General features: G+C 39.6%; 22 protein-coding genes. 10 read left to right on the top strand and 12 right to left on the bottom strand.

The window, feature by feature from the left end; all coding sequences use genetic code 11:
* Positions 1–6: 6 nt before the first annotated feature.
* From VSA01S_RS04985 to pflB, 4 genes are all read right to left on the bottom strand, one after another.
* Positions 7–507: a YfbU family protein gene (locus VSA01S_RS04985; protein ID WP_039979096.1), complete on the bottom strand. Its 501-nt coding sequence runs from the start codon at positions 505–507 to the stop codon at positions 7–9.
* A gap of 166 nt (positions 508–673) precedes the next feature.
* Complete coding sequence (gene pflA, locus VSA01S_RS04990) at positions 674–1,414, bottom strand: pyruvate formate lyase 1-activating protein (RefSeq protein ID WP_039979097.1); 741 nt, start codon at positions 1,412–1,414, stop codon at positions 674–676.
* Positions 1,415–1,615: 201 nt separating this feature from the next.
* Positions 1,616–2,593 carry a lipid A deacylase LpxR family protein gene (locus VSA01S_RS04995; protein ID WP_039979098.1) on the bottom strand — a complete coding sequence of 326 codons (978 nt, stop codon included), beginning with the start codon at positions 2,591–2,593 and terminating at the stop codon, positions 1,616–1,618.
* A gap of 152 nt (positions 2,594–2,745) precedes the next feature.
* Positions 2,746–5,022 (bottom strand): formate C-acetyltransferase, encoded by a 2,277-nt coding sequence (pflB, locus tag VSA01S_RS05000; RefSeq protein WP_039979099.1) that lies wholly within the window; start codon positions 5,020–5,022, stop codon positions 2,746–2,748.
* Positions 5,023–5,572: 550 nt separating this feature from the next.
* Here pflB and VSA01S_RS05005 point away from each other — a divergent pair.
* Complete coding sequence (locus tag VSA01S_RS05005) at positions 5,573–7,030, top strand: hypothetical protein (RefSeq protein ID WP_039979100.1); 1,458 nt, start codon at positions 5,573–5,575, stop codon at positions 7,028–7,030.
* 104 nt (positions 7,031–7,134) lie between these two features.
* On the opposite strand, the gene xthA is transcribed toward VSA01S_RS05005, so the two are convergent.
* Both xthA and VSA01S_RS05015 read right to left on the bottom strand, forming a co-directional pair.
* The gene (xthA, locus tag VSA01S_RS05010) at positions 7,135–7,941 is read right to left on the bottom strand and encodes an exodeoxyribonuclease III (protein WP_039979101.1); all 807 of its coding nucleotides are present in this window, start codon (positions 7,939–7,941) and stop codon (positions 7,135–7,137) included.
* Between the two features lie 238 nt (positions 7,942–8,179).
* Positions 8,180–8,425 carry a hypothetical protein gene (locus VSA01S_RS05015; RefSeq protein WP_039979102.1) on the bottom strand — a complete coding sequence of 82 codons (246 nt, stop codon included), beginning with the start codon at positions 8,423–8,425 and terminating at the stop codon, positions 8,180–8,182.
* A 648-nt stretch (positions 8,426–9,073) separates the two neighbouring features.
* On the opposite strand from VSA01S_RS05015, the gene VSA01S_RS05020 reads away from it, so the two are divergent.
* From VSA01S_RS05020 to VSA01S_RS05040, 5 genes are all read left to right on the top strand, one after another.
* Positions 9,074–9,988, top strand: coding sequence for a DUF1015 family protein (locus tag VSA01S_RS05020; protein ID WP_039983765.1), 915 nt, complete (start codon positions 9,074–9,076; stop codon positions 9,986–9,988).
* Complete coding sequence (locus VSA01S_RS05025) at positions 9,985–11,088, top strand: cysteine synthase family protein (RefSeq protein WP_050567498.1); 1,104 nt, start codon at positions 9,985–9,987, stop codon at positions 11,086–11,088. The genes VSA01S_RS05020 and VSA01S_RS05025 overlap by 4 nt, the downstream gene beginning before the upstream one ends.
* Positions 11,075–12,367, top strand: coding sequence for a hypothetical protein (locus VSA01S_RS05030; RefSeq protein ID WP_039983764.1), 1,293 nt, complete (start codon positions 11,075–11,077; stop codon positions 12,365–12,367). Before VSA01S_RS05025 ends, VSA01S_RS05030 begins: the two co-directional genes overlap by 14 nt.
* A gap of 403 nt (positions 12,368–12,770) precedes the next feature.
* Positions 12,771–13,139, top strand: a complete 369-nt coding sequence (locus VSA01S_RS05035) for a cupin domain-containing protein (protein ID WP_039983763.1) — start codon at positions 12,771–12,773, stop codon at positions 13,137–13,139.
* A gap of 681 nt (positions 13,140–13,820) precedes the next feature.
* Positions 13,821–14,357, top strand: coding sequence for a hypothetical protein (locus VSA01S_RS05040; protein ID WP_039980792.1), 537 nt, complete (start codon positions 13,821–13,823; stop codon positions 14,355–14,357).
* 119 nt (positions 14,358–14,476) lie between these two features.
* On the opposite strand, the gene VSA01S_RS05045 is transcribed toward VSA01S_RS05040, so the two are convergent.
* Genes VSA01S_RS05045 through dinG form a run of 4 tightly spaced genes read right to left on the bottom strand, consistent with a single transcriptional unit; the run spans position 14,477 to position 18,052 of the window.
* Entirely contained in the window at positions 14,477–14,635 is a 159-nt protein-coding gene (locus VSA01S_RS05045; RefSeq protein ID WP_039980789.1) for a DUF2496 domain-containing protein, read from the bottom strand.
* Positions 14,635–15,180 (bottom strand): primosomal replication protein, encoded by a 546-nt coding sequence (locus tag VSA01S_RS05050; protein ID WP_039980787.1) that lies wholly within the window; start codon positions 15,178–15,180, stop codon positions 14,635–14,637. Before VSA01S_RS05050 ends, VSA01S_RS05045 begins: the two co-directional genes overlap by 1 nt.
* Positions 15,177–15,962, bottom strand: coding sequence for a sulfite exporter TauE/SafE family protein (locus tag VSA01S_RS05055; RefSeq protein WP_039980785.1), 786 nt, complete (start codon positions 15,960–15,962; stop codon positions 15,177–15,179). The genes VSA01S_RS05050 and VSA01S_RS05055 overlap by 4 nt, the downstream gene beginning before the upstream one ends.
* Positions 15,963–15,976: 14 nt before the next feature.
* Entirely contained in the window at positions 15,977–18,052 is a 2,076-nt protein-coding gene (gene dinG / locus VSA01S_RS05060; protein ID WP_039980783.1) for an ATP-dependent DNA helicase DinG, read from the bottom strand.
* 512 nt (positions 18,053–18,564) lie between these two features.
* Here dinG and VSA01S_RS05065 point away from each other — a divergent pair.
* Entirely contained in the window at positions 18,565–19,563 is a 999-nt protein-coding gene (locus VSA01S_RS05065) for a porin family protein (RefSeq protein WP_039980781.1), read from the top strand.
* Positions 19,564–19,720: 157 nt separating this feature from the next.
* Here the strand turns inward: VSA01S_RS05065 and VSA01S_RS05070 are convergent, their stop codons facing one another.
* Positions 19,721–20,434 (bottom strand): rRNA large subunit pseudouridine synthase E, encoded by a 714-nt coding sequence (locus VSA01S_RS05070; protein WP_039980778.1) that lies wholly within the window; start codon positions 20,432–20,434, stop codon positions 19,721–19,723.
* Positions 20,435–20,821: 387 nt separating this feature from the next.
* Between VSA01S_RS05070 and VSA01S_RS05075 the strand changes: the two genes are divergently transcribed.
* Positions 20,822–23,050 (top strand): NADP-dependent isocitrate dehydrogenase, encoded by a 2,229-nt coding sequence (locus VSA01S_RS05075; RefSeq protein ID WP_039980777.1) that lies wholly within the window; start codon positions 20,822–20,824, stop codon positions 23,048–23,050.
* Between the two features lie 111 nt (positions 23,051–23,161).
* Here the strand turns inward: VSA01S_RS05075 and cspD are convergent, their stop codons facing one another.
* The gene (cspD, locus tag VSA01S_RS05080; protein WP_039980776.1) at positions 23,162–23,380 is read right to left on the bottom strand and encodes a cold shock domain-containing protein CspD; all 219 of its coding nucleotides are present in this window, start codon (positions 23,378–23,380) and stop codon (positions 23,162–23,164) included.
* A 679-nt stretch (positions 23,381–24,059) separates the two neighbouring features.
* Here cspD and clpS point away from each other — a divergent pair.
* Together clpS and clpA are read left to right on the top strand one after the other, a co-directional pair.
* Positions 24,060–24,380, top strand: coding sequence for an ATP-dependent Clp protease adapter ClpS (gene clpS / locus VSA01S_RS05085; RefSeq protein WP_039980774.1), 321 nt, complete (start codon positions 24,060–24,062; stop codon positions 24,378–24,380).
* Between the two features lie 49 nt (positions 24,381–24,429).
* Complete coding sequence (gene clpA, locus VSA01S_RS05090; RefSeq protein WP_039980772.1) at positions 24,430–26,712, top strand: ATP-dependent Clp protease ATP-binding subunit ClpA; 2,283 nt, start codon at positions 24,430–24,432, stop codon at positions 26,710–26,712.
* Positions 26,713–26,734 lie beyond the last annotated feature (22 nt).

Here is a 26,734-nt window from a genome sequence, read left to right on the forward strand (position 1 = left end):
CACTTTCTAGGCGCTCAAGATCTGAGTAAGCTCGTTAGAACATAGGTGGTATTGACGAGGGCAGTTGCGCCAAGTTTTCACCATTCGTCGATATTTTTCCAGCATTGGTATTTGACTGTTGAAATGATGATCAGCTTTATCAAATTGTGAGTAGAGTCCCTCATAATCAATCAGGAATCGAACATAGTGTACGAGCTGCGCTTCCGTTGAAAGATCAAATCCAAGAAACTCAAGCCGCCGCTTGTCGACATTATAGCATTCATCGCTATGCAGGATTTTGAAAGACTCTTGCATGGCATGATACATTTCCATGACCTCTATAATTTCACGGCATTCCGCTTCAGCAATACTGCCAAAGCTTTTGCTTAGCTCATGCATTTGAAGTTCATACCCACGTTCAATAATGACCTGAAAACGACTGTATTTTGTAGAATTATTAGGGTCAAGCTGAGATAATAACTTATATTGGTTTGACAGAATCAAGCGCTGGGCATTGGACATTTCCATGGAAGACCTCATAAAAGCAAATACGGATTTTATGTACCTAGATTAACTCGATGGACTTAAAGCAAACATGATCTCAGCACATATTTTTCGATAATAAAGATGTATGCTCAAGCTGTTTTACTTGAGCATACCACTATGAGGAAGGTGATTTTATACGTCGGCTAGCTCAGTACTTTACGTTTGGATGATATTGGGACAATATTGACTGAATTGTGTCCATCATTTCTTTTGAAGGTGGATTGACGCCTTCAAGTGGATACTCAAGGCCGAGTGCTTCCCACTTATGTGCCCCTAGTTTGTGATAAGGTAAAAGTTCAACTTTTTCAATGTTATTCATTGGTTGAATAAACTTACCAAGCATATGCGCTGCTTCTGGGTCATCAGTATAACCGGGTACCACAACATAGCGGATCCAAGTTTTCTGTTTTACTTCATGTAAATAACGCGCAAAATCCAAAACTCTTCTATTCGAAACACCAATGAATTCTTGGTGGATCTCATCTTTCATGTGTTTTAAATCAAGCATAACAAGATCGGTTGCTTCTATTACTTCATCAATCACTTCGGTATGTTTACGGATGTAGCCGTTAGTATCAAGGCAAGTATGGATCCCTTCTGTATGAGCAGCACGAAAGAAATCTCGAACAAACTCAGGCTGAAGCATTGCTTCGCCACCAGAACAAGTTACACCACCGCCGGAAGCATTCATAAAATGTCGATAAGACTTTGCTTCAGAAATGATCTCTTCTACTGTGATTTCTCTGCCATCATGAGTATCCCAAGTATCTCTATTATGGCAATATTTACAGCGCATCAAGCAACCTTGCAAGAAGACAATAAAGCGGATACCTGGTCCATCGACGGTTCCACAGGATTCAAACGAGTGAATTCGACCAACTGTTGACATCTTAACTCTCATACATAGTGGACTTTGGTTTTTATTCTATTACAAACTGTAGGGTTAAAACAGCTTTCGAACGACTAATTATCAAGATAAAAAACGACTATGAGTGATACAGAAAAGGAGAACAAGATCTAAAATCCAGTATTAAAACGTCCTAAGAACCGTGAGGTTACTTGGGTATCAAATTTATGAGAGAGTAGCCCTTTAAAAAAAAGCAAACAGAGATAGAGAACCTGTGCCATAAACGTCAGTTGGAGCTTCTGTATAGTCGGGTGTCTTGACAGTAAAGGTAAAGCTAGCACCTAGATGTTTGTTATACCAAGCTGCACCAGCAATAGCACTAGCCTGCCAATGTTGTAAAGTTACATCAAATCTATTTTGTGTTTCTGGAATGGCAGAGCGCTCACCTTCAATTGTGATATCATTGAATCGGTAACGACCTTCAAAACCAGTGAAGATAAACCAACTAGGTGTATTATCGGTTAGCATGCTGGCATGAAAGGGGCCTTCGGCACTAATATTGGCCGCAGCAATACTCGTATTCAAATTTGTTCCCCAGCGGAGCATGACGCCTTGTGAAATATCACTGCGAAAGTTGCCTACATTAATATCGTTGACGTTGGTGATCTCCCATTGAGTCCTTTCTCCTTGACTACGTATCAGGGTATTAAAAGCGCGATAGCCAAGGCTAAAAGCTAAGTAATCATCAATTTGATAATCCCAGCCTTGAGGGGGAGTGGAGCCAGTGATGCCATGAACAATATCTTGTGCTTTAGAGGATAATGATCCATCACCGGTTGTTCCAATCGTGACGTTATATCGAACCGCTTTGTTATCAGTTAGTGAAAGGTAATTTACTGCAGTATGCAAGTAGCCAGCATAAGGACGATCATTGCATATTGGGTGGTCAGCTTCGATCTCACTTGGAGTAAACATTTTATGGCCTAAAATCCATTCCACTTTATCTACATTTTTTCCGTTTTGATCACTGAGCGATAAAAGCTGTAACTCAGTTTTTGGCTTTAATTTTCCAGTAGCGTAGGAAAGAAATAATCCATTTGTATAGTCTTGATCCACCCCGAAGATACCATCGTTATCCAGAGTAAAAGAGAAAGTGGATGGCGTTGATGCCAGTATTTCTGGTGATAGCAAAGCCAAGAAGAGAATCTTATGCGATTTCATATTGTTCTTCTGTCATATTTTTATGCATCATACTTAATTCTTGGTTCAAAAGCTTCAACCAAATACAGAGTTCAAGTTCCTTATAATAAAAAAAGCCGATACGATCACGCATCGGCATTACATTAATTACTTATGGGTATGGTTTGTTATTGTTACAGAGAATTCGTGAATGTTCTGGCGATGACATCGGCTTGTTGTTCTGCTGTTAGAGAGTTAAAACGAACAGCGTAACCAGATACACGAATTGTGAGTTGAGGATATTTCTCTGGGTGCTTAACAGCGTCTTCTAGAGTTTCACGGTTAAGAACGTTGACATTTAGATGTTGACCACCTTCAATGCCAGATTCGTGATGGAAATAACCATCCATCAGACCAGCAAGGTTAGCGCGTTGTGAACCTTCATCTTTACCCAGTGCGTTAGGTACGATAGAGAACGTGTAAGAGATACCATCTTTAGCGTGAGCAAACGGCAGTTTACCTACAGACGTTAGAGACGCTACAGCCCCTTTTTCGTCACGGCCGTGCATTGGGTTCGCTCCTGGTGCGAAAGGAGCACCAGCGCGACGACCGTCAGGCGTGTTCCCCGTCTTCTTACCGTATACCACGTTTGAAGTGATCGTTAGGATAGACTGAGTAGGAACTGCGTCACGGTATGTTTTAAGCTGACGAATCTTGTTCATGAAGACTTCAACCAGTTCACAAGCGATGTCATCAACGCGAGCATCGTTGTTACCGAATTTAGGGTAGTCGCCTTCGATTTCAAAATCGATTGCTACGCCATCTTCGTCACGGATTGGTTTAACTTTCGCGTATTTGATTGCAGATAGAGAGTCAGCCGCTACGGATAGGCCTGCAATACCACAAGCCATAGTGCGACGAACGTCACGGTCATGCAGAGCCATGAGTGCAGCTTCGTAGCTGTACTTGTCGTGCATGAAATGTATGCTGTTTAGTGCTGTAACGTATTGCTTAGCCAGCCAATCCATAAAGTGGTCAAGTTTGCCCCATACGTCGTTGAAGTCTAAAACCTCGTCAGCGATCTTAGGCATTTGTGGGCCCACTTGGATCTTTAATTTCTCATCCACGCCGCCGTTGATTACGTAAAGCAGCGTTTTCGCCAAGTTAGCACGGGCACCGAAGAACTGCATATGTTTACCGATGATCATTGGCGATACACAACATGCAATTGCGTAGTCATCAGAGACGAAGTCAGGACGCATCAAGTCGTCATTCTCGTACTGGATGGAAGAAGTATCGATAGACACCTTGGCACAGAATTTCTTGAAACCTTCAGGTAATTGCTCAGACCAAAGAACTGTGATGTTTGGCTCTGGAGAAGGCCCCATTGTGTATAGAGAGTTTAGGAAGCGGAAGTTTGAACGCGTAACGAGCGTACGACCATCCAAGCCCATACCACCCATAGACTCTGTTGCCCAGATTGGGTCGCCAGAGAATAGATCATCATATTCAGGAGTACGTAGAAAACGAACCATACGGAGCTTCATGACGAAGTGGTCGATCATTTCCTGTGCATCAACTTCTGTGATCTTACCTTCGGCGATATCTCGTTCGATATAGATATCGAGGAAAGTCGAAGTACGACCTAGCGACATTGCTGCGCCGTTTTGAGATTTAACTGCAGCAAGGTAACCGAAGTATGTCCATTGGATGGCTTCTTGTGCCGTTTCTGCAGGACGAGAAATATCACAGCCGTATTTCTTCGCCATCACTTTCATTTGGCCAAGAGCACGATGTTGTTCAGCAATTTCTTCACGAAGTTGCATTGTCATTTGCAGGTCAACACCGTTTTCGAAGCGTTCTTGTAGAGAGTTAAACTGAGCCAGCTTATCTTTCATTAAGAAATCGATACCGTACAGAGCAACGCGGCGATAGTCACCGATAATACGGCCACGACCATACGCATCTGGAAGACCGGTCAGTACACCAGACTTACGACAAGCAAGAATGTCTGGTGTGTAAATGTCGAATACACCAGCATTATGAGTTTTACGATACTCAGAGTAGATTTTTGAGATCTGTGGGTCTAGCTCGCGATCGTAGGCTTTGCATGAGCCTTCAACCATACGAATACCACCATTTGGAATGATGGCACGTTTTAGCGGCGCATCTGTTTGAAGACCAACAATGGTTTCTAGGCTTTGATCAATGTAACCAGCATCGTGTGCTGTGATGGTAGAGATAAGGTCAGTATCGAAGTCAACAGGGGCATGAGTGGCATTCTCTTGCTTGATTCCTTCCATTACTTTTGCCCAAAGCTTATTAGTCGCTTCAGTACCCTCAGAAACTAGAAAAGATTCGTCACCTTCATACGGAGTGTAGTTTTTCTGAATGAAATCACGAACGTTGACTTCGTTTTGCCACTCACCTGCAACAAAACCTTCCCAAGCTTTAGCAAATTGCTCTGCCATGACATACCTACCTTTTTAGTAGCAAAAAATCCGTACTGCTTCGCTTGTGAACCAGCGAACCCCAATCAGATGGAGAGAACAGTACACTCTTGATAAATAACAATATGAATCGCCTTATGAGTGGTATTAAAACCAGTAAGGCTATGCATGTTGCCACTTTCATCAAGTGATTAGCTTTTAATCACCATTCAAGGCTAAACTAAAAAAAATCTGCAAACCTTAAACTAAATCAATAAAACATCAAAAAAACCGATAAATTGTTGGCTGGTCATTTTATGCAACATGAAGAATAGTTGTTAACCTAAGATTCGAACACTGAGAAGGATCACATCTTGTCTAAAAAGATGAGAACCTGTGATTACACGAGTTGCTTTCCTTGCTCACAGAATTGGTAACAAAGTCATTTCTATATCAGTTAATCCATCTTAGATAGCTAACGATATGTTAATATTAAGATTATTAGGTTTTAAAAGTTGGCTTGGTTATTGCTTTTACTTCAGCAATAAGGTCTTTTTTGGCTATTCATTGCCGCTCAGTTTAGGAAAAAAACATGAAACAACTCAAAATAATGCCGCTTGTGGCAGTAATATCAGGACTAATGGTTGGTTGTGGCGGCGGTGGCGGTGGCGGCGGTAGTACTCCTAAAACCGTTTTCAACTTTACTTTTGTTGTTCCACAAATTCAGAACTTAAACGATAACGGCTTGTGTACCATCTTTGAACGATATAATGATGCAAATGATGTGCAAAAAGTCCTTAATTACCATACTATCGGTGGTGTTTTAGATGCTGAGCTGACTGCTTACTATTCTGATGCATCAGGCAATCTTGTCGGTGATATTATGAGCGCCAGTAAAGATAAATTAAGCATAATACTTCAGTCGATACCTGATGGTGGTAGTGTTACGTTGCAGGAAAGAAACAACGACATTGTCAATGCTGTGACGTTCTCAAAAGAGCTACTGGAGCAAAATGCATCTCTGCGTAATACTTATCTCTCCGTAGAAAGTAAGGTTAGTGGAACCACTTGTCTGACTGGTAACAATGACACTCCCGTAGATAAAAGGAACCTAGACTTTTTGGTTGCAGAAAATGCTCAAGGTAATCCGTATTCAACTTTTTACTTCGAGTCTCAGCTTGAAACTCTAGAGAAAAATACTTCTCGATTTAATAACAGTGATGTCTTAGCTGCGTTCAGTTCGGAAAAAGTCATGATTGCTCAATACCGAACGGATGAACGTTCAGCACTTTACCAATATGGTTTTGAAGGTTGGCCAGAGAATCGTATGGTATTTACCGATGTTACTTCTCAGCCGGAGATTAACTCTAATGGGATCAAATTTAGCGCTATTGATATGAGTGTTATTTATCGTGGTTTTAAGTATCCGTTAGCAAGTATCCAAGCAGAGAAAGCTTTTTATCATCCAGATAATCGCAACGGTGAAGTTTGGACTTACAGCGTTGAAGGAGCCATTAACACTCCTGGTTGGAAGGCCATATATAGCGATAAAGTGTCGGATGATTGGAACGTCTCTATTGATGAGGCTCAGTTATTTGCGGTCAATAATATAACCAATAACGAGCCTGATGTGTCAAATCGAGTTATCAACTTAAATAAAAGCATTGCGTTAGGCAATGAGAGTGGCTTGCAGCGCATCAATTATAAGCAAGGAGCTGAAGTAGATAGTTTAGCTTACAAGGTCAATCACACACTTTACTCACTAATTGATGGTAAAATAACGGTACCAAAGCTGAATCTATCCTTTTTCTCTACAGACGTTGCCAATAAGCTTGTTATAAGTAATCAAGCGGCTATTTCACAGGGTTATTTGTTTACAGAGACACAAAATGCAGTTCAAGCTGCTGACTTTGCAAGAAACTTCTCTAAGAGTGAAAATAGTCCAATAGGCAAGGATGCTGTGGGGGTGGTGATGAACTTAAGGCAAGCACGTGATGCAGATAATCGCCTAGCCCAAACACAAGCATTGTTTTTAGAAAGAGCAAAGTAAACCCTACTATCATGCTTAAGTGGCAATAGCTTGCCGTTTAACCTTGCACTGACTGTTCGAAGAGCGCTACTCACTAGCGCTCTTTTTTATGCCTGAGACCAGCTTCAGTCAAACGATGCCCAAATTGGTGCATGATCTGATGGCTTTTCAATGCCTCTCAGTTCGTAATCAATGTCTGATTCTGTACACGTTTTGACTAAAGAAGGGGTTGCTAAGATCACATCGATTCTTAGGCCGCGGTTATCATCAAACCCACGCGATCGGTAGTCAAACCAAGAAAAACGGTCAGATACATCAGGGTGTAATTGACGGAACGTATCAATGAAGCCCCAATCAAGTAAGGTTTTTAGCCACTCACGCTCTTCTGGCTGAAAAGAACATTTACCTGTTTTTAACCAACGCTTTTGGTTCGGCTCGCCAATACCGATATCAGCATCGATAGGGCTTATGTTGATATCTCCCATTACAATAATCTGCTCATCGTTGACATGATTTTCGTTTAGGTACGTCATCAAGTCTTTGTAAAATTGACGTTTGTATGGGAATTTCGTTTCGTGGCTGATATTGTCACCTTGTGGGAAGTAGCCATTTAAAACGGTGACAGGTTTGCCGTCTTTACCCTCAAATGTTGCCATAATCATGCGCTTTTGATGCTCATCATTATCGCTAGGAAAGCCTTTTTGAATTTTCAACGGCTCTTGTTTGCACAACATCGCTACGCCATAGTGTGCTTTTTGACCATGAAAGTAGACCTTATAGCCCATTGCCTCGACCGCTTCGATCGGAAAAGCTTCATTATGAACCTTGATTTCCTGAAGGCCAATGACGTCAGGCTGGTGTTTATCAATCAGAGCTTGAAGTTGATGAAGTCGTGCTCGAAGCCCATTGATATTAAAACTGATAACTTTCATATGTTTTTAACCTGTACTCTAACCCATTAATTTATCAATATTTATGGGTTTATTAAGTTTGAAAAATGTATATTTAAGCCTGACAACTGGTTTTAGTGAGTTCTGCCGCCATTTTGTTGCCATTCCTCATTATACTTTGAGGTTACTTAGGGTTAAAGGCCATTGAAATATAGGCTGAAGAACGTGAGTCGCTTAGGTACTTTGTCCGATGGGTTCAGCAAGTGGCTTAAGTTTGAAGTTATAATAAATTGACGGTCACGAACGCTAAGAAAGACAAGAATTTCTTTGAATTCAGGTTTGACCATACAGGTTTATGCAGTGATGAATCATAGTTAAAGTCTGGGCTGTCGTGAAGTTTTTGCAACAAGCCTAATATCATTAGGCTAACAGCAATCCATTGCATTTTAAACTCAGGTGACAATCGAGAGTTATTAGATGAAAATACAGCAGCTAAAATATAGGTGTGTAAATCTTTTTGTTGCATATAAAAACAATTCACCTATTTATAAAATGGATTTTAAATAACAATGAGGTCAATATTTAGTGTTTGTTTTCTTGACAAAGATAACATAAAGTCGTCTTGTTAAAAATAATGCTTTTAAAATAGGAACTTATTTTGTATTAAATGTACTATAATAGTATTATCCATTTTGATTTTATTAAGATAGAAGTGCTCAGTAGTAGTTACCTTTATGAAAAGATAGATTAAATTTATTTAAAAAACGGGCAAAAGATGAGTTTAACATCAAGAAGAATATTTATTATTATATTTGTGACTATGATGTCTCTTTCATCTTTATCTATCAAAATGACTATTGATAATTTAAATATAGAACACCATATACATCTTGAAACTTTTAGTACTGATGTTGAAATCAGCAATAAAGGAAATGCTCATGATGATGAACAGTGTGGTCTTCATCATTGCCATTCTAATCAACACTTAATTACAAGTTCTTTTTTACTTGAGTCTAGTTTTAAGTCGGTACTATGTGTACTAAATGATTTAAATATTTACATATCGCCACTTTATTCCTTTTTCCGACCGCCAATTTCCTTTTAACTCTATCAGAAATTTTATTTAAAAATATACGAATTTTCGTAGGGATAATAACAATTAAAGGAAATGTTAATGTTAGATTTAAACTCATACTTCATATATAGAATTGACGGAAAATGGAATAATAAGCATCATCAAATTACAGGAATATTATATCATTACGACTATAACTCTGAGTTTTCCCCCCCCATTATTCCTCATGAACAAACTAATCCCATAAGGGTGCGAGCTTTAGAGAGCTTATCGTTAAATAATTACCCACCTAGTTTTTGGATTACTAACAGTAATAACTTTCCACTCGATATGCTTAATCAGTGGTTTGATCAAGCAGACAATATAATTGTAATTCCTACTAATGATGGAATGATACACACAATATCTAAACTAGAAAAATGCTATCAAAGTAATTTGATAACAAAATCTTTAAAAAAAATTCCTAGTTTCTTAATTGCAGATGGCCATCATCGCTATGAAGTAATTAGGAGGAATCATGCTCATGCAAGTATTCCTATATTTTTAATTTCAGCATCTCAAGCTTCCTTTGAGTTTAACGAAATATACTGTCATTTAAGAAAGCAATCTAACATTGATAATGTAATTGGTAGTATAGTTAAAAGTTGGCTAATTCCTTGCAGGTTAAGTGATGCTGATTTTCATATTTGTTTCAATGAAAAAAAATGGGGATATAAATATAAAGAAAAAAACAATAAAGGTATTAATAATTTTACTTTAATATATGAAAGATTACAAAAAGTCAGTGAAATCTCATCAATAAAAACATCTCCAGAAGTGTCTAGCGAGTTTAAGTTCCCTCTTTTAATCAAAGTTATACATTCAGATATATCTGATGTTATTGATCAAGGGTTATTGGGAAAAAAAATGCCGATTAAGTCAACATGCTTTAGGTACAAGCCTGATGAAAAAGTTCTAGATCACATTACTTCTGTTTATTCCCGCAATTCGATATCAGAAGGCGTTTCACTATGAATATGACAAATACTACTCCCCCAATAAAATATACTCATCAGTTTGTCGCTAATTCTATATCAGAAGCGGTTGGTAACGTTCCTTTTATAAAATTAAATAGAGTTCATACATTATGTGAAAGTAACGACTTCTACATAAAAATGGATTCGTGCAATCCAACAGGGAGTATTAAAGATAAAAATGCCGCTTTCCTTATCGATCAAGCTGAGAAAAAAGGTCTTTTAAAACAAGGAAGCACGATCATTGAATCCAGCTCAGGAAACTTCGGAATGTCACTTGCGAGTATCGGTGCTTCTAAAGGTTATCAAGTCATTATAGTAATTGATGCTAAAACGCCTCCTCCAGTTATCAAAATGCTTAATGCCTATGGTGCAAAACTTGAAGAGGTGCCATTAAGCTTGGCAGATAGTGCAGGCTCGATGCAAAAAGCGCGTATGGCTCATGCGAAAAAGTTAGCTGACAAGACCCCAAACTCATTTTACCCATGTCAGCATCTTAATCCAGATAATCCTCTTGCACACTACTATTACACTGCATTTGAGATTGCTAATGCTTTCCCAAACCAACCTGACGCAATAGTCATTGGCATTAGTACTGCAGGACAATTATCAGGTGTCGCCCGGTATTTTCGAAGGCATAGTCCAAGGACCAAAATCATTGCAGTAGATGTCGCAGGTTCTGGGATCTTTGGTAGGCCACGTCACCCTTACAAAATGACAGGGCTTGGCTTATCTTTTGTTCCTCCAGCATTTAAGTCGAGCGATATTGACTATGCTTACAATGTTACTGATGAAATCGCCTTTTCGATGTGTCATCAATTGGGTAAAAAAGAAGGGTTATTATTAGGAGCTTCGACTGGGGCTATAATCAGTGCAGGGCTTGCCTATGCCATGCAGCAAGGCGTTAAACGAAAGAAAATCGTACTTATCAATCCAGACAGAGCTGATCGCTATTTGGATACCATCTATAACCCCGACTGGTTAGCTCACTCAAAAATATCCATATATAACAATCGACAACTGGATACTCATATTAAACAGTTAGATCCAGTATTTGAGTCGTATATCGATGGCGAGGGGGTAATTGATGCAATCTCGTAATCGAAATTATTTCAGAGAGTTAATACCTATGTCCCTAAGTGATATGGTGATGGCTCTTGGCGATCCTATTATTATTTTTGTCTTGGCCTCGTTACAAAATAGCACCTTAAACCTTGCTGCTTTTGCGTTAGGAAAAGCTATTGCAGTGTTTTTTGAAAGTCCCATTATCTCTGTTTTATCTGTGTCTACAATGATGTCAGGATCAAAAAAAAGCAGTAAGGTGCTACTTCGTTTCGTGATAGTTCTAGGGACAATACTAACACTTAGTATGTTTATAGTTGCGATATGGCCTGAAAGCAGTGAGCTAATATCTGAGCGACCTGAAGTTTGGCAACAAGCATCATTGATGGTGCTATTACTCTGCCCTTGGCCATTAATGATTGCAATAAGACGCTATTGGCAAGGTCAAATTATATATGCAGGACATTCGAGATATATTGCCAAAGGCGCTTTTTTAAGATGCTTAGTGTTAATTACTATTGCCTTTTCTCTATCAATAGCTACTAATTCCGGGGCACTCATTACTGCAGGTGCATTGTTAAGTGGAGTACTCGCTGAACTTGTTTATGTCCGCTACCGGCTTGGTCAAATCCATGTCAATGAGAAGGAAACACAGCACACATTACCCACGAATATGATATCTATGGGGCGCTATTACTGGCCATTAGCCCAATCAATGATTTCATTATGGGGGGCTCGACTCATGCTGCCTATTTTGATTTCATTCATCGGAGAGTTACAACTTGCAGCATGGGCTGCAGCATGGGGGTTAGTGATAAGTGTGAGCAATGGTGTACGTATGTTGCAGCAAGTTGTCATTCGTCATCTACAAAACACCACGGATAATACTTTTTTAATAGAGAAGGAACGCTTGCGCAAGTTTGCTTTACTGGTCGGTATTGGATTTAGTCTAATTCTTGGCATGATTGTCTACACGCCGCTAAGCAGTCCAATGCTTTCAATGTATGTAAGCGGTGATAGGTTGCTTATTAATTCTATGCGCCCTGTACTTTCAATATTATTTGTTTTGCCAATAATTATGGCCATTCAGCATTATTTTATGGGATTGCTCATGTTAAAAAATGCAACTCAAGCAATTGGTAAAGCGGCATTAGCTGCCAATCTATATCTGGTGAGCGGGGTCGCTCTATTTTCATGGATTAATTTGCCTTTATATATGGTTGCGGTGCAAGTACTCCTAGCTATGATGCTGGAAGTTGCCTTACTCAGAAGTGCGATAAAAGCTCGTAAATTGGAGCTAATACAACCTAAAATATAGCTATGTACCACAAAGCATCCCGTATTATTACGGGATGTTTTATATCATTTGTGTGTAAATATTTTAGGGAGATTAATAGAAGAACTCTGTGATTTATAAATTTAGTGATGTTAAAGCGTGCTAACATTTTTATTATCGAGTTGTGAGTACTTTTGCTAGATGATTTCAAAAGGTCTCGAAAAGTAGACGTTTTTATTTTTATTCAAATTCTTTATACTAATTCACTTTTTCAATGTAACTGAGGTTACTTTAGTCGATAAATATAGTGATATCGACTGAATAATGATTTTTAATTCATAGTTATAAGAAGTACTTAATTTATCATTATGATTAAATAAAGCGAGTATACCGAATAGGAAGTAAAATAATTCCTACATCAAGATTAACTTTCTTAGAGGTCAGTATGAAATCTACTCAAAAATATTGGAATCCATTGGACCTGTTCAATAATCAAAAATGGGAGATTATCGATGGTACGAAGGGAAACCTAGCCCAAATTACACTAGCCAAAGATCATATCAACGGCGATTATACGAGGTTGACGCGCTTTAAGGATGGATACCACACTAAGGCTTTTGGAGGTAGAAGCCACGTTTACCCAGAGGAAATATTTGTAGTTTCTGGACGTCTTTATGATGAGGCGTATAATATGTGGCTTGAACCTGGCTACTACGCTAGTCGGCCTCCTGGCGAGGTTCATGGCCCATTTTTGGCGGATGGCGAAGTCATTATTTTAGAAATATCCTACCCAAGCCAGAGTGTCGACATTTAATCGATTACTTTGTATTACTACTTAATTATAACTATGTGCTGATGGATAATAGCCTATCAAAATTACCTAATTAGCAATCATCTGATGATATAACTCTCCAAATTTAATCATCAGATAAATACTATTATTCAGGAAGGAAAATGATTCCTAGCTAATTATATAATTTAACATATCTTTTTCTATTATTGTGGTGTGCCGCTCTTTTTAAGCATTTGATACCGGAACTTAACAACTTTAAAGTAATTGATATAGTTAATAAAGGACCACAAAGCATCTCTTTTAGCATGTATATGAATCTAGATAAAAATTTGTCTTTTTTGAACTACTATTGACTTATCCTGTTATTCTGGGAAACAAAAAATACTGCATATAAAAGAGATGATATTTACTGTGATTTTATTATTTTACTTATTACTTATTACTTATTACTTATTACTTATTACTTATTACTTATTACTTATTGCATGGTATTGGGAGATTTAAAACTAGAAGGTGAGCATATCTAATTGGTCGGGCTTTTTTTTAAATAATATCAAGAGTATTTATTAGACTCAGGGCTTTCAGAATAAATATATGAAAAGTAGTATTCTTGATTCCAAGTCATAAATTAGCGACGAAAAACTGTATTTTCAGTTATTTTAATTATAATATCTAAGTTGATTTATAAAAATGGATATTATTATGAATAAAACTGTGACTGGTTTAGTTTTATTATTGATTTCGTCAGCTAATGGATTTGCGGAAGACTATATTGTTGGTTCACCTAAAGAGTTGTTGCCTTATGAGGATGTGCAAAGTTTTTCGATGATTGACCTTAATGGAGATGGTGTTGAAGAACTGGTATTTGTTACCAGTGATGGAGTATTAAAATACTCACAAATGACAGCGCTAGGTTCTGGTTTTCTTAATTATGATGATCTTTTGAGATTACGAAATAAGCACTATCAGATGAATATTACTCTTTCAGGTAATTTTTCAAATACCAATCTTTATGTTGACTCTAATGGCCGCATTGCTTTGCTTGATAATCTCAGAAAACAATATGAATGTCATACTCAGACTCATCTTGAAAACGGCACAATCATTGCAAAGTCAATTAAAGCTGAATATTCATTTAGCTATGTCTCTGATAATTACTTAGTCGGAAAAGTGAAATGTGTCGGCGGTAATTTTAAACAGTATGAAGAAAAAAAATTTACCGCCCAAAGGATCAACTAACCTTATGATTGATTTTTCATGTATAGATAAGTAGACAAAATTTTAGTCGAGTTGCCAGCCCAACGATGATTATTTTTTATGTATAACTTATACAGGCTGTTGTAATGATCAGAATTTATTTATTCTTGCGACAGCTTGTACTCTAGATCTGATTGTACAATTTTCAAGGCTTTCAGAGCTTGAGCTGGGTCGATGTTATTCACTTCTAGCAAATAGATAATATCTACCGCTAATTGTGTTTCTTTTGCGGCATTTTCTAAAGATGGTTGATCAGACATTATTGGTTTTTTTCCCTGTAGGTAATTTGATTTTCTAGTTTAAGTAAGGCGGCTTCACATCGTTCTAGTCTTTTTTCTGTTGCCAATAAAACATTTTGTGCTTCTGTTTTATTGAATCCCGTCGATGCACTAGCCGCAATTTGTTTTTCTATCACTAGTTGCCTTAAACGACGAGCCCATTCTTGATGCTGTGCCAACTCTTGGTATAAGACATTAATTGGTTTTCTAAAGTGACTGCTATGTTTAATTTCACCTTTGCGTAATCTTGTGGTTGAAATCTCACGTTGTATAGCTGAAATTTGCGCAACCAAACGTTCGGTTAAATAATCTGCACGAAGTAGTGTGAGTTTATTTTGTTCTTTTTCACGCATGATGCTATCAAGTGTTGCACATGTTTCCTTAACACAAGGCACAAGTAAGCGTGAACGGCAACTAAACAGACGTTCATCAAAAAGCGGTACGTGATGTTCACCACGCTGGCGATCTAGTATGGCTGCCTGTTTAGACATTCCCTCTAAACTTTGTGCAAGTTGCTTTAAATTCATGATACACCCGTAAACCAAGCGTTATAAGCCAGTTTGATTGCTAATATACTGACAACTGTGACAAAAACAGGACGAATAAACTTAGCGCCAAATCGAATTGCTGAATGTGCGCCAACAAAAGCGCCTGCCATCAGACATAAGCCCATTGTTAAGCCTAGCATCCAATTGATATGACCCAGCACGGCAAAGGTGACTAATGAGGTAAAGTTGCTGGTAAAATTCATTGCCTTGGCCAAGCCTGAGGCAAGAAGAATGTTGAGACGATACAAGGCCATTGAGCTGACTGTCCAGAAAGCACCCGTACCAGGTCCAGCCAGTCCATCATAAAAACCAATACTTAAGCCTTGCAAGTACTGTTTTTTATGAAGTTTAGGGCAGTCTTGAGGAATTGGGCTTTGGTTAGCATCAGAAGGCATTTTGTGAAACACGGTATAAAAGGCTGCAGCAAGAATGATCAGTGGTAACACTTTTTCAAGCCACTCTGTGCTGATAGCATCGACAAAAAGTGTTCCTAATGTCGCGCCAATTAACGTTGCGACAAATGCTCTTCCCCAACACCGTGGCTTAAACAAACGCTTTTTGTAATAGGTAAATGCAGCGGTCGAGGAAGCAAAAGAGGCGGCAAGTTTGTTGGTACCCAGTGCCATATGAGGTGGGAGTCCAAGGGATAACAGAGTTGGAACGGTTAGCATGCCTCCGCCTCCAGCAACGGCATCGATGAAACCAGCAATAAAAGCGACGAGAGCTAATACCAACAACGTGGTTGGTTCAATCATTTCCATAAAGGGTTATTCTTCTAATATTCAATTTTACGTTTGAAAGGCGGGAGTGACTCTATCAAGGCTTGTCCGTAACGCTTGCTGATTAAGCGGCGATCAAGAATCGTGACTCTACCAGAATCTTGCTCTTTACGCAGTAAACGTCCGACACTTTGAATCAGCTTTTTACTCGCATCTGGTACGGTAATCTGCATGAAAGGGTTACCGCCTTTTTTTTCTATGTATTCTGAATGAGCTTGTTCAACAGGTGACGTAGGGACGCTAAACGGAATTTTAGTGATCACTAGGTTTTCTAATAAGTTTCCAGGTAAATCAAGACCCTCCGAGAAGCTGCCCGTGCCGAATAGAATACTGGTTTTTTGCGATTCAATCAGCTTCTTGTGTTTTTTTAGGATTTCGGCCCTTGAGCTTTCTCCTTGAACTTGTAACGCCCATCCGCGAGAGATGAAATCACTGCTGAGAGCTTTCGCAACTTGGTTCATTTGCCAATAAGAAGAGAATAATACTAAGTTGGCTTTTTTGTCTTGCAAATACTTAGATAAGATTTCGATAAGATATTCTGTAAATTGAGGTGCTTGAGGCTCATATTTCATAGCTGGGATCAGCAACTCAGCTTGATTTTGATAATCAAAAGGAGAGGCTAAAGCTAAGAATTGTGACCCTGACTCTGGTCTTGCATCAATCCCGACCTGATGACAAAAGTAGTGGAATGAATTCAGAGCTCGCATGGTGGCGGAAACTAACACGGCTCCGATACAGCGACTCCAGATCTGTTGATCTAATTGCCAACCTACTTCCAGTGGTGAGACATGTACCACGAAGTCCCCTTCTTGATCGGGGTGAGTTTCTAACCAGCGGGCAAGAGGTGCCCCTTTGTCTCTGGTTGGCTCTGCCATTAAGTGCCAAACTTGTGCGAGGTTTTCTAAGCGTTGAATATAAAAGCCTAACTCAGCGAGGGCGGGCTCTGCCAATCGAGATGAGAGCTCCCCATCTTTCACTTTTTCTGCTAAGAGATCGGCGATTTTATTCGTACTTTGGCTGGCTTTTTTACTCAGTTGTTTGAGCTCTTTAGCTTGGTTTTCCAGCCAAGTCGGTAGCTCACCATGCTCAAAGCGATAAATCCCTTCTTCAAAATGCTCAGGGCTAAATTGTTTTGCCAAATGATTCAGAGAAGGGATCATTTCTTGAACCGCTTCCTGAAGTTCTTGACGAAAACGGCCCACGCGTTTTTCATCCGCCAGTGAGGAAAACTTATTGCTTGATTGATTGAGTTTTTCCAGCCAAGCCGCCGCTCCTTTTAGACTTGCTGCGGCAGAGGCATGATCACGAGCGACATGAGGCAGATGATGCGCTTCATCGAAAACGTAAATGGTGTTTTCCGGTTCAGGTAGGATCACACCGCCTCCAAGATCTGCATCAGCCATCACAAGTGAATGGTTAGCAATAATGACATCATTTTTGTCCAGTTCAGAACGTGCCTTTTGGAAGGGACAGTGACGGTGTGACGGCAAACTGTTATTGCAGCTGTGTTTGTCACTGATGATTAACTGCCAAATATGGTCATCAATCGGTTTTGGCCAATTATCTCGATCGCCATCCCATTTACCTTGAGCCAGTGAGCGATACAAGGTTTCAAGAAGTTCTATTTCTTTCTTTTTTGGTTTCGTTTCAAACATCGCAAGCTGCCCACCATCGACTCCGCTGGCTATGGCTAACTTCTCAGCACAGCAGTAGCGTTGGCGACCTTTGGCTAAGATAAAAGAAAAATCGAGATCGGTAATACGACGGAAGAGCGGCAAATCTTTATTTACTAACTGTTCCTGAAGCGCCACGGTTGCGGTGGAGATAACCACTTTTCGATTATTATGAACAGCTACAGGGATAGCGGCCATAAGGTAAGACAGAGACTTTCCAATCCCTGTTCCTGCTTCAGCAACTAATAGACGATTCGAGGAGTGGTATTGGCCACAGAGTGTTTTGGCAATTTCCGCGACTAAATAGTTTTGAGCTCTACGAGGAACAAAGTGCTCTAGCTGGGACTGAAGATTTTGATAGCTGGTACGAATCGATTTCTGAATATTACTCGTTAGCATAAGCACCCCGGATACAATGGTGGCGCATAATATCACACAATGTTATCAGTACAGTAGTTCGTGAAAGATAATAATTTCAATGAGAATGTCGATCCTGTTCACAAAAAAACATTGAACTTATTATTCTTAAGTAACATCGGCGGAATCATGTTTTTCATATAGTTATAATCTCTAAATCTATAGTTATTATCGCTACAATATTTCAACCTATTGTTTTTTTATAGGTAACTATTTCTTTATCTACTATTTTTGTTACAAAAAGTAACATTGGTTTTGTGCTTTACTTTGTGGGTTGTTTTTTGCTTGCTGACTTTAACTTCTTGTTTAATTGGCTCTTTTTTTGATTTTTGTTTTTTTAAAGGTGATTTGACACTGAAGGAAATCTTTTGCAGTCTTAAAAACAGATTTTTCGAGGTAATGAATTTTACATTTAAAAAACATTTAGCTCGAAAATATATAAAAAGGGAACCGGAAATGGATATCCCAAATTAAGAAAAGGCAGTGGATTAACTATGAAAAAAACTCTTTTAGCTCTTACTATGGCAAGCATTTCAGCTTCATCTTTCGCAAACCCTTCTGAAAATGCAAAACCTAAATTTGAATTTGAACCCATTCATAAAAAACACTTCTCAGTATCAGGTGCCTTTGGTATCGGTGGCTACTACGATACTAAAACAAAAGCAATGTATGATGATTGGGTCACTGCCATAACTGTTGCTGTAAGCTACGAAAACAACTTTATTCTTGGTTATCTAGAGACAGATTTAGAACTCAACTGGACTACAGATGAAGACAGAACAAAGTCTATGGATATTGACAATGAATTTGCTACGGATGTTGATAAAGCTTGGCTTGGTCTTAACTCTGGCTTCGGTATCTTCTCATTCGGTTGGGAAAACGATACTGCACTTGACAAAGTCGATGGTGCTGGTGACTTTACCTATGAATTCGGTAACTCTGCAGCAGATGCTGCTGATGCATTTGATGTAATCAAGTTTGAAGGTTCTAATTCTGGTATTGCTTACGGGGCTTCTTACTACTCAGTAGATGAAACTAATGAATATAAAGGTGCCAACGGTTACCTTGGCTTAGAACAAGGTATATTTAACGTTTACGTAGGTTATGAATCTCGCGAAGACTCTAAGAATGATAAGAAAGACTTCGATGTTATTTCACTTTCAGGCAACGTAGCTGTGGGTGATTCTGTGCATTTGGGTGCTAATGCTTGGAAAAACGAAAAAGAAGACGTAAGTGAATCTACTGGTTTCTACCTATCTGGTAGCATGGCTATGAACGAAAAGCTCACTTTGGCTGCCGGTTATAGCTTCAATCAAGAAGACTTTACTGCAAAAGCTAAAGCCGACGAAGATACGTCATACATGAACGTAGCAACGATGTATGCATTCAGTGACCGCTTCAGTGGTGGTATTGATATCAAACAAGATTTAGAAGCAGCGGACGGTTCTGATAAAGAGACCTCTGTGTTTGCTGCTGCATTCTACACGTTCTAATTGATTTAACCTAGTTTTAAACCCAAAGTTCTTGGTTAAATTCAAAGCTTTTAGATGAAAGTATAAATGAGGCGCCCTTTAAGGGCGTCTCATTTGCCAACGTTGCACTTACTATATACATTATTCCAGTAGGCCTGTATGCAGATTTTTGGTTAATTTAGCGGGAGAGTGTGCTGATTTTTTTTATCTCTTTCCATTCTCCTGGTTGGAGAGTATCTAATTTAACGTTCCCCATAGAATAGCGAATTAGTCGTAATGTAGGGAAACCAATATGAGCCGTCATGCGTCTGACTTGCCGATTTCTTCCTTCAACAATAGTAATTGCTAACCATGTAGTTGGGATATTTGCCCTAAAGCGGACAGGTGGTTCTCTATCCCAAACTGTGGGCTCAGATATTGTTTCGATCTGTGCTGGTAGCGTTAATCCATCTTTCAGCTCCACACCTTTACGTAGTTTGTCCAAGTCAGCTTCTGCAGGGGAACCTTCCACCTGTACCCAATAGGTTTTAGGCATTTTTGATTTTGGTTGGGTCAATCTTGCTTGTAACACGCCATCATTGGTTAAAATCATCAAACCTTCACTATCTCGATCCAGTCGGCCTGCTGCATAAACGTTCTGTACTGGGATGTAATCAGCTAATGTTTTACGTCCTTCGCTATCTGTAAATTGGCTTAGTGTGTCGTAAGGCTTATTGAAAATAATGATTTTACGATCTTCTAGAGCGACTTTTGATCTTGAGGGGCTTGATGAGCGGTTTGAGCGAATTTTTTTCCGTCCGGTAGCAGCGCTCGTCTTTTTGGAAGAGGTACGATGAGTGCGCGGAGAAAGTGATTTATTGCGATTTTTTTCGGTGCCTTGGTGAGATGACATGTTAACTACCTTGCAAAAATGTAAACAAGCTGTGCTTGAAAGTGTTATATTTTTTAGTTATCGGCTATTATTGTCGGCCCAAAACGAATAAAAGCAAACGCAATAATAGACTATTTCGTGTTAATTGTTTAATGATATAGCAAAGCAGTTTTGGTGTGACTGTTATCATTCAAATGATGCCAAGAAGCACCAAAGTGTTTGTTAAAACCGCGCACTCTGTAATTGAGCCCAAGATCTCACTGTTATAAAGCTTAACGTTATACATAATGAGTGCGAATCGTGCCTATGCTAGCAGGGATTAATTCACCACTGACAACATGGTGGCACGTCAATTCAACAAACTCAGTTGTTTTTATTACAACATTGAGTAAAAAATAGGGAAATTTCATGCCTACAGCAAAACCGACCATTATCTATACTATTACTGATGAGGCTCCGGCGCTCGCAACTTACTCATTACTGCCAATTATTCAATCCTTTACTCAATCATCAGGCATTCATGTCGATACTCGTGATATCTCACTAGCAGGCCGAATTATTGCTAACTTCCCTGAATATTTAAAGCCGGAGCAACGCATCGGTGACGCTCTATCTGAGCTAGGGGAACTTGCTAAAACACCAGAAGCCAACATTATCAAACTGCCGAATATTTCTGCCTCAATACCTCAGCTCAAAGCCGCGATCAAAGAACTACAAGCCAAGGGATACACTCTGCCGGATTACCCAGAAGAGCCAAGTGATCTAGAACAAGAGGCGATTAAAGCGACTTACGATAAGATTAAAGGCAGCGCGGTCAACCCTGTGCTTCGTGAAGGTAACTCAGATCGACGTGCGCCGCTATCAGTGAAGAACTATGCGAAAAAGAACCCACACTCTATGGGAGCTTGGTCAGCAGAATCAAAATCTCATGTTTCAAGCATGGCGGGCAATGATTTCTTTGGTAGTGAAAAATCTTTGACCATTTCTGGCGAGAAAGAAGTAAAGATTGAGTTTGTTAACGCTGATGGCAAAGTGACCGAGCTAAAGGCCGCCTTCCCGTTGCAAGACAAAGAAGTGATCGATTGTTCCGTCATGAACAAGAAAGCCTTGGTTGCATTTTTCGAGCAAGAAATTAAAGCGGCCAAAGAACAGGACGTTTTGCTTTCTCTTCATATGAAAGCAACCATGATGAAAGTCTCTGACCCAGTTATTTTCGGCCATGCGGTTAAAGTTTATTACAAAGAAGTATTTGATAAATACGGTCAGCTGTTCGAAGAGCTCGGAGTTGATGTTAACAACGGCCTAGGTGATGTTTATACCAAAATTGCTACATTGCCTAGCGAACAAAAGCAAGAGATTGAAGATGCCATTGCGGCGGTATACGAAACTCAACCTGCATTAGCAATGGTTGACTCAGATCGTGGTATTACTAACCTGCATGTTCCAAGTGACATTATCGTTGACGCTTCTATGCCTGCTATGTTGCGAGCGTCGGGTCAAATGTGGGGACCAGACGGTAAGCAAAAAGATACTAAAGCCATGATTCCAGATCGCAGCTACGCGGGTATCTATCAAGCGGTTATCGACTTCTGTAAGCAGTATGGTGCATTTGATCCAACAACGATGGGCAGTGTTCCAAACGTTGGTTTGATGGCTCAAAAAGCTGAAGAGTATGGCTCTCATGATAAAACCTTTATTTTAAAATCAGACGGTATCGTCCGTGTGGTTGATACTGCTGGTAACGTTTTACTGGAACAAAACGTTGAAGAAGGTGATATCTTCCGTATGTGTCAGGTGAAAGATGCGCCAATTCAAGACTGGGTCAAATTGGCTGTATCACGAGCTCGTGCAACAGGAGCTCCTGCGGTATTCTGGCTAGATGAAAATCGTGCACATGATGCAGAGTTGATCAAAAAAGTTAATGCGTATTTACCACAACACGATACAGCTGGCTTAGAGATTAAAATTCTATCTCCTGTCGATGCTTGTCAGTTCTCATTGGAGCGCATTAAAGAAGGCCTTGATACAATATCGGTAACAGGTAACGTTCTACGTGATTATCTCACCGATTTATTCCCAATTCTTGAGCTTGGTACGTCGGCGAAAATGCTGTCTATCGTTCCTTTGATGAATGGTGGTGGTTTATTTGAAACAGGAGCGGGCGGGTCTGCACCGAAGCATGTTCAACAAGTAGAAAAAGAAAACCACCTTCGTTGGGATTCGCTAGGGGAGTTCCTAGCTTTGGCGGCATCCTTGGAGCACCTTGGCCTCACGACAGGTAATGCTAAAGCCTTGGTTCTTGCTAAAGCATTAGATAAGGCGACGGGTGAATTCCTTGATAACAATAAGTCCCCTTCTCGCAAGGTCGGTGAATTGGATAACCGCGGAAGTCACTTCTATCTTGCTTCTTACTGGGCAAAAGCTTTGGCGGAGCAGGTTGAAGATGCAGAATTAGCGGCTGAATTTGCACCAATTGCTGAGATTTTGAGCAGCAAGGAGCGAGATATTGTCGCTGAGCTAAATACTTCTCAGGGTGTGAAAGGTGAATTGGGTGGCTATTACGCACTTGATGACTTATTGGTTTCTACTCTGATGCGTCCAAGTCATATACTCAACTCGATTGTTGATAAGCGTTAATCTTATCTACATTTTGAAAAGAAACCCGCTTACTCAGCGGGTTTTTTGTACCTATATTGGCACGCCAACAGTTTCACAAAACTAACTTGAAAGGTTGATATTCAAAATGAGTTATTTAGCTAGACTCTCAACAGGAACGACACTGCACGCATGAGATCCCTTCGGGCCTTTTTCAACCTCATATGAGACTTGTTGGCCTGCTTTCAGTGTACGATAGCCGTCCATCTGGATTGTTGAGTAGTGAGCAAAGATATCGCCCTCCTCTTCGTCTGAACAGATAAAACCAAATCCTTTGGCATTGTTAAACCACTTTACTGTACCTGTAGCCATGCTTTTACATCCCTCATACTATTTTCACTGAAAGCGAATACGTTACCAAAGCTTGGGTTCGTGTCGCTTTATAACTAAAACGCTTAGTTTGGTAAGTTGGAGCACAAGCACTGTATGTGCGGTTATTTAAAACCATATTACTCAGTTCTATATGCACCCACACATTCCAATGTAGTCAAGGAATCGCTACAGTCAATAGTAAAAAAACAACTATCAGAGACAAAATTGATTAGTAATTAGTTTTGCTTTTAGTAAGGATGTCAGCATTTTTTATTCAAATCCTTGTTTAGTAGTTGAACAGTCTGTGTGTATCTGATATTTAAAAAATAGTATGGTTTGATTTAATAGTTTTGGTCAATTGTACTAAATGCATAATATGTGACTTTTAAAGTATATTTACCCATATATTTTATTGTTAAGCGCTCAAAGCAAGTTTTAAAGATACGTATCATAGAGTCGTTCGATAAATAGTTAGGTTTGCTAACAAAAAGAGTTGTGTGAAGATAAAGATCTTTTATTTGCGCCTATGCCATAGGTGGATTAATCTTTATTTAAAGGAAGCAATTTTATCGGTCATACATCATAAATCATCTGGCTTACTACATCTGGTGATGAGGTTGTGTTAGATTGTGTTAACAAGATTAAACATTCTCTCTTTGACAAGATATTTTGAATTGCTATGAGTAAAAACTTTGAATGGGTGACTCCAGACTCCGATATTCTGGAGAGAGAAAGTACAAAAGTAGAGCCGCCAAAGCGGTATCACGTTGTACTTAGCAATGACGATTACACACCTATGGATTTCGTCATAGAAGTACTAGAGCGTTTTTTTGCTCATGACATTGATAAGGCAACTCAAATAATGCTCAAGGTACACTATGAAGGAAAGGCAGTCTGCGGAACCTACAGTGCCGAGATTGCTGAAACGAAAGTAGCGCAGGTTACGATGTATTCAAGGGAAAATGAACATCCGCTACTGTGTACGATGGAGCAAGCGTGATTAAGAAGACTTGCTCGAGCAACCCAAGTTGTTCAATCGGGAGGTACCTATGTTGAATAAAGAATTAGAGTCAAGCTTAAATAGTGCATTTGCACGCGCTCGAGAAAAACGTCACGAGTTTATGACTGTTGAACACCTCCTACTTGCATTGCTAGAAAATGATGCAGCGAAGGAAGCGCTTTTAGCTTGTAAAGCGGATCTAGACGCCTTACGCAATGAACTTGATACGTTTATCGATCAAACCACGCCACTTATCCCTGCTGACGATGAAACCAGGGAAACTCAACCTACACTTAGCTTTCAGCGAGTATTACAACGTGCAGTATTCCACGTTCAGTCTTCTGGACGTAATGAAGTCACAGGAGCGAACGTTCTTGTCGCTATTTTTAGTGAACAGGAGTCTCATGCTGCTTATTTATTGAAGAAAAATGATATATCTCGACTAGATATCGTCAACTTTATCTCACATGGAATTACTAAAGCTTTAGGTTCATCATCATCATCATCATCATCGTCTTCATCTGAATCGTTCAATTCGGCTGAAGCACCAGATGATTCAAATTCAGAAGAGCGTTTAGAAAATTTTGCTTTGAACCTAAATCAGGTTGCAAAGGACGGTAATATTGATCCTCTTATTGGACGTGATAAGGAATTAGAACGCACTATTCAGGTTTTATGCAGGCGCCGTAAAAATAACCCGTTATTGGTGGGTGAAGCTGGTGTAGGTAAAACCGCAATTGCTGAAGGCCTTGCATGGCGAATTGTGGAAGGTCAAGTACCTGAAGTTATTCAAAATAGCGTGATCTACTCACTCGATATTGGGTCACTACTTGCTGGTACTAAATACCGAGGTGATTTTGAAAAACGTTTTAAATCAATACTCAAACAGCTTGAAAAAGAAGAAGATGCAATACTTTTTATCGATGAAATCCATACCATTATCGGTGCAGGTGCTGCATCCGGCGGGCAAGTCGATGCTGCGAACTTGATAAAACCATTGTTGAGTAGTGGAAAACTACGTTGTATTGGGTCAACAACTTACCAAGAGTACAGTAGTATTTTTGAAAAAGAGCGAGCTTTATCAAGGCGTTTCCAAAAAATTGATGTAGTCGAGCCATCTTTAGATGATACGACTAAGATTTTAATTGGCTTGAAACCAAAATATGAAGCACATCACGAAGTTCGTTACACCAATAAGGCCCTTCGTGCTGCAGTTGAGCTTTCAGCGAAATACATCAATGAACGTCACTTGCCAGATAAAGCTATTGATGTGATTGACGAAGCAGGTGCACGTAGCCGCCTAGCGCCAGCGAGCCGCCGTAAAAAAACAGTTGGTGTTGCCGATATAGAGGCGATGGTAGCTAAAATGGCTCGCATCCCAGAGAAATCTGTATCGTCCTCTGATAAAGATATTTTAAAGAACCTTGATGGCAAAATGAAGATGCTGGTCTTTGGACAAGATAATGCTATAGATGCCTTGTCTGAGGCGATTAAATTATCTCGTGCTGGTTTAGGTGTAGATAATAAACCTGTCGGTTCATTCTTATTTGCTGGCCCTACAGGAGTCGGTAAGACAGAAGTAACGGTCCAACTTTCTAAGTTGTTAGGGATTGAGTTACTTCGATTTGATATGTCTGAATACGGTGAACGTCACTCAGTGAGTCGGTTGATCGGTGCCCCTCCAGGCTACGTTGGTTATGATCAAGGCGGATTATTGACCGATGCCGTCCTTAAACAGCCTCATTCGGTTGTGCTTCTTGATGAGATTGAGAAAGCGCATCCTGATATTTTTAACTTACTTTTACAAGTAATGGATAACGGTACTCTTACTGATAATAATGGTCGTAAAGCTGATTTTCGAAATGTTATTTTGGTTATGACGACCAATGCAGGTGTTACTGAAACAGAGAAAAAATCAATTGGTTTGATTCAGCAAGATCATAGTCATGATGCCATGGCAGAGATCAAAAAAGTATTTACGCCAGAATTCCGCAATCGTCTTGACAATATTATTTGGTTCAATAGCCTTGATGAAGCAGTTATTCATCAAGTTGTCGATAAATTTATCGTCGAATTACAAGTTCAATTGGACGCCCGTGGTGTTTCAATGGAAGTATCACAAGATGCACGTCATTGGTTGGCACATAAAGGGTACGATAAAGCAATGGGTGCAAGACCGATGGGGAGAGTCATACAAGAAAAACTCAAAAAGCCTTTGGCAAACGAACTGCTGTTTGGTTCATTGGTTAATGGTGGCACCGTAAAAGTTACTTTAGTAAAAGACGAGCTCAAATTTGAATACTTTGGCGAAAAGGAAACTGCGGTTCACTAAATTAACTCTACGAGGTCGTAGA

Source organism: Vibrio sagamiensis NBRC 104589 (genome assembly GCF_007990935.1).
GTDB lineage: Bacteria > Pseudomonadota > Gammaproteobacteria > Enterobacterales > Vibrionaceae > Vibrio > Vibrio sagamiensis.

Coding starts and splice junctions, on each gene's coding strand:
- VSA01S_RS05055 (WP_039980785.1), bottom strand. CDS start 15,962: ATGGAAATGATTGAACCAACCACGTTGTTGGTATTAGCTCTCGTCGCT.
- VSA01S_RS05050 (WP_039980787.1), bottom strand. CDS start 15,180: ATGAATTTAAAGCAACTTGCACAAAGTTTAGAGGGAATGTCTAAACAG.
- VSA01S_RS05035 (WP_039983763.1), top strand. CDS start 12,771: ATGAAATCTACTCAAAAATATTGGAATCCATTGGACCTGTTCAATAAT.
- dinG (WP_039980783.1), bottom strand. CDS start 18,052: ATGCTAACGAGTAATATTCAGAAATCGATTCGTACCAGCTATCAAAAT.
- VSA01S_RS04985 (WP_039979096.1), bottom strand. CDS start 507: ATGGAAATGTCCAATGCCCAGCGCTTGATTCTGTCAAACCAATATAAG.
- VSA01S_RS05075 (WP_039980777.1), top strand. CDS start 20,822: ATGCCTACAGCAAAACCGACCATTATCTATACTATTACTGATGAGGCT.
- VSA01S_RS05015 (WP_039979102.1), bottom strand. CDS start 8,425: ATGCAACAAAAAGATTTACACACCTATATTTTAGCTGCTGTATTTTCA.
- clpS (WP_039980774.1), top strand. CDS start 24,060: ATGAGTAAAAACTTTGAATGGGTGACTCCAGACTCCGATATTCTGGAG.
- VSA01S_RS05020 (WP_039983765.1), top strand. CDS start 9,074: ATGTTAGATTTAAACTCATACTTCATATATAGAATTGACGGAAAATGG.
- VSA01S_RS05005 (WP_039979100.1), top strand. CDS start 5,573: ATGAAACAACTCAAAATAATGCCGCTTGTGGCAGTAATATCAGGACTA.
- clpA (WP_039980772.1), top strand. CDS start 24,430: ATGTTGAATAAAGAATTAGAGTCAAGCTTAAATAGTGCATTTGCACGC.
- VSA01S_RS05025 (WP_050567498.1), top strand. CDS start 9,985: ATGAATATGACAAATACTACTCCCCCAATAAAATATACTCATCAGTTT.
- VSA01S_RS04995 (WP_039979098.1), bottom strand. CDS start 2,593: ATGAAATCGCATAAGATTCTCTTCTTGGCTTTGCTATCACCAGAAATA.
- pflA (WP_039979097.1), bottom strand. CDS start 1,414: ATGTCAACAGTTGGTCGAATTCACTCGTTTGAATCCTGTGGAACCGTC.
- VSA01S_RS05030 (WP_039983764.1), top strand. CDS start 11,075: ATGCAATCTCGTAATCGAAATTATTTCAGAGAGTTAATACCTATGTCC.
- VSA01S_RS05040 (WP_039980792.1), top strand. CDS start 13,821: ATGAATAAAACTGTGACTGGTTTAGTTTTATTATTGATTTCGTCAGCT.
- pflB (WP_039979099.1), bottom strand. CDS start 5,022: ATGGCAGAGCAATTTGCTAAAGCTTGGGAAGGTTTTGTTGCAGGTGAG.
- cspD (WP_039980776.1), bottom strand. CDS start 23,380: ATGGCTACAGGTACAGTAAAGTGGTTTAACAATGCCAAAGGATTTGGT.
- VSA01S_RS05045 (WP_039980789.1), bottom strand. CDS start 14,635: ATGTCTGATCAACCATCTTTAGAAAATGCCGCAAAAGAAACACAATTA.
- VSA01S_RS05070 (WP_039980778.1), bottom strand. CDS start 20,434: ATGTCATCTCACCAAGGCACCGAAAAAAATCGCAATAAATCACTTTCT.
- xthA (WP_039979101.1), bottom strand. CDS start 7,941: ATGAAAGTTATCAGTTTTAATATCAATGGGCTTCGAGCACGACTTCAT.
- VSA01S_RS05065 (WP_039980781.1), top strand. CDS start 18,565: ATGAAAAAAACTCTTTTAGCTCTTACTATGGCAAGCATTTCAGCTTCA.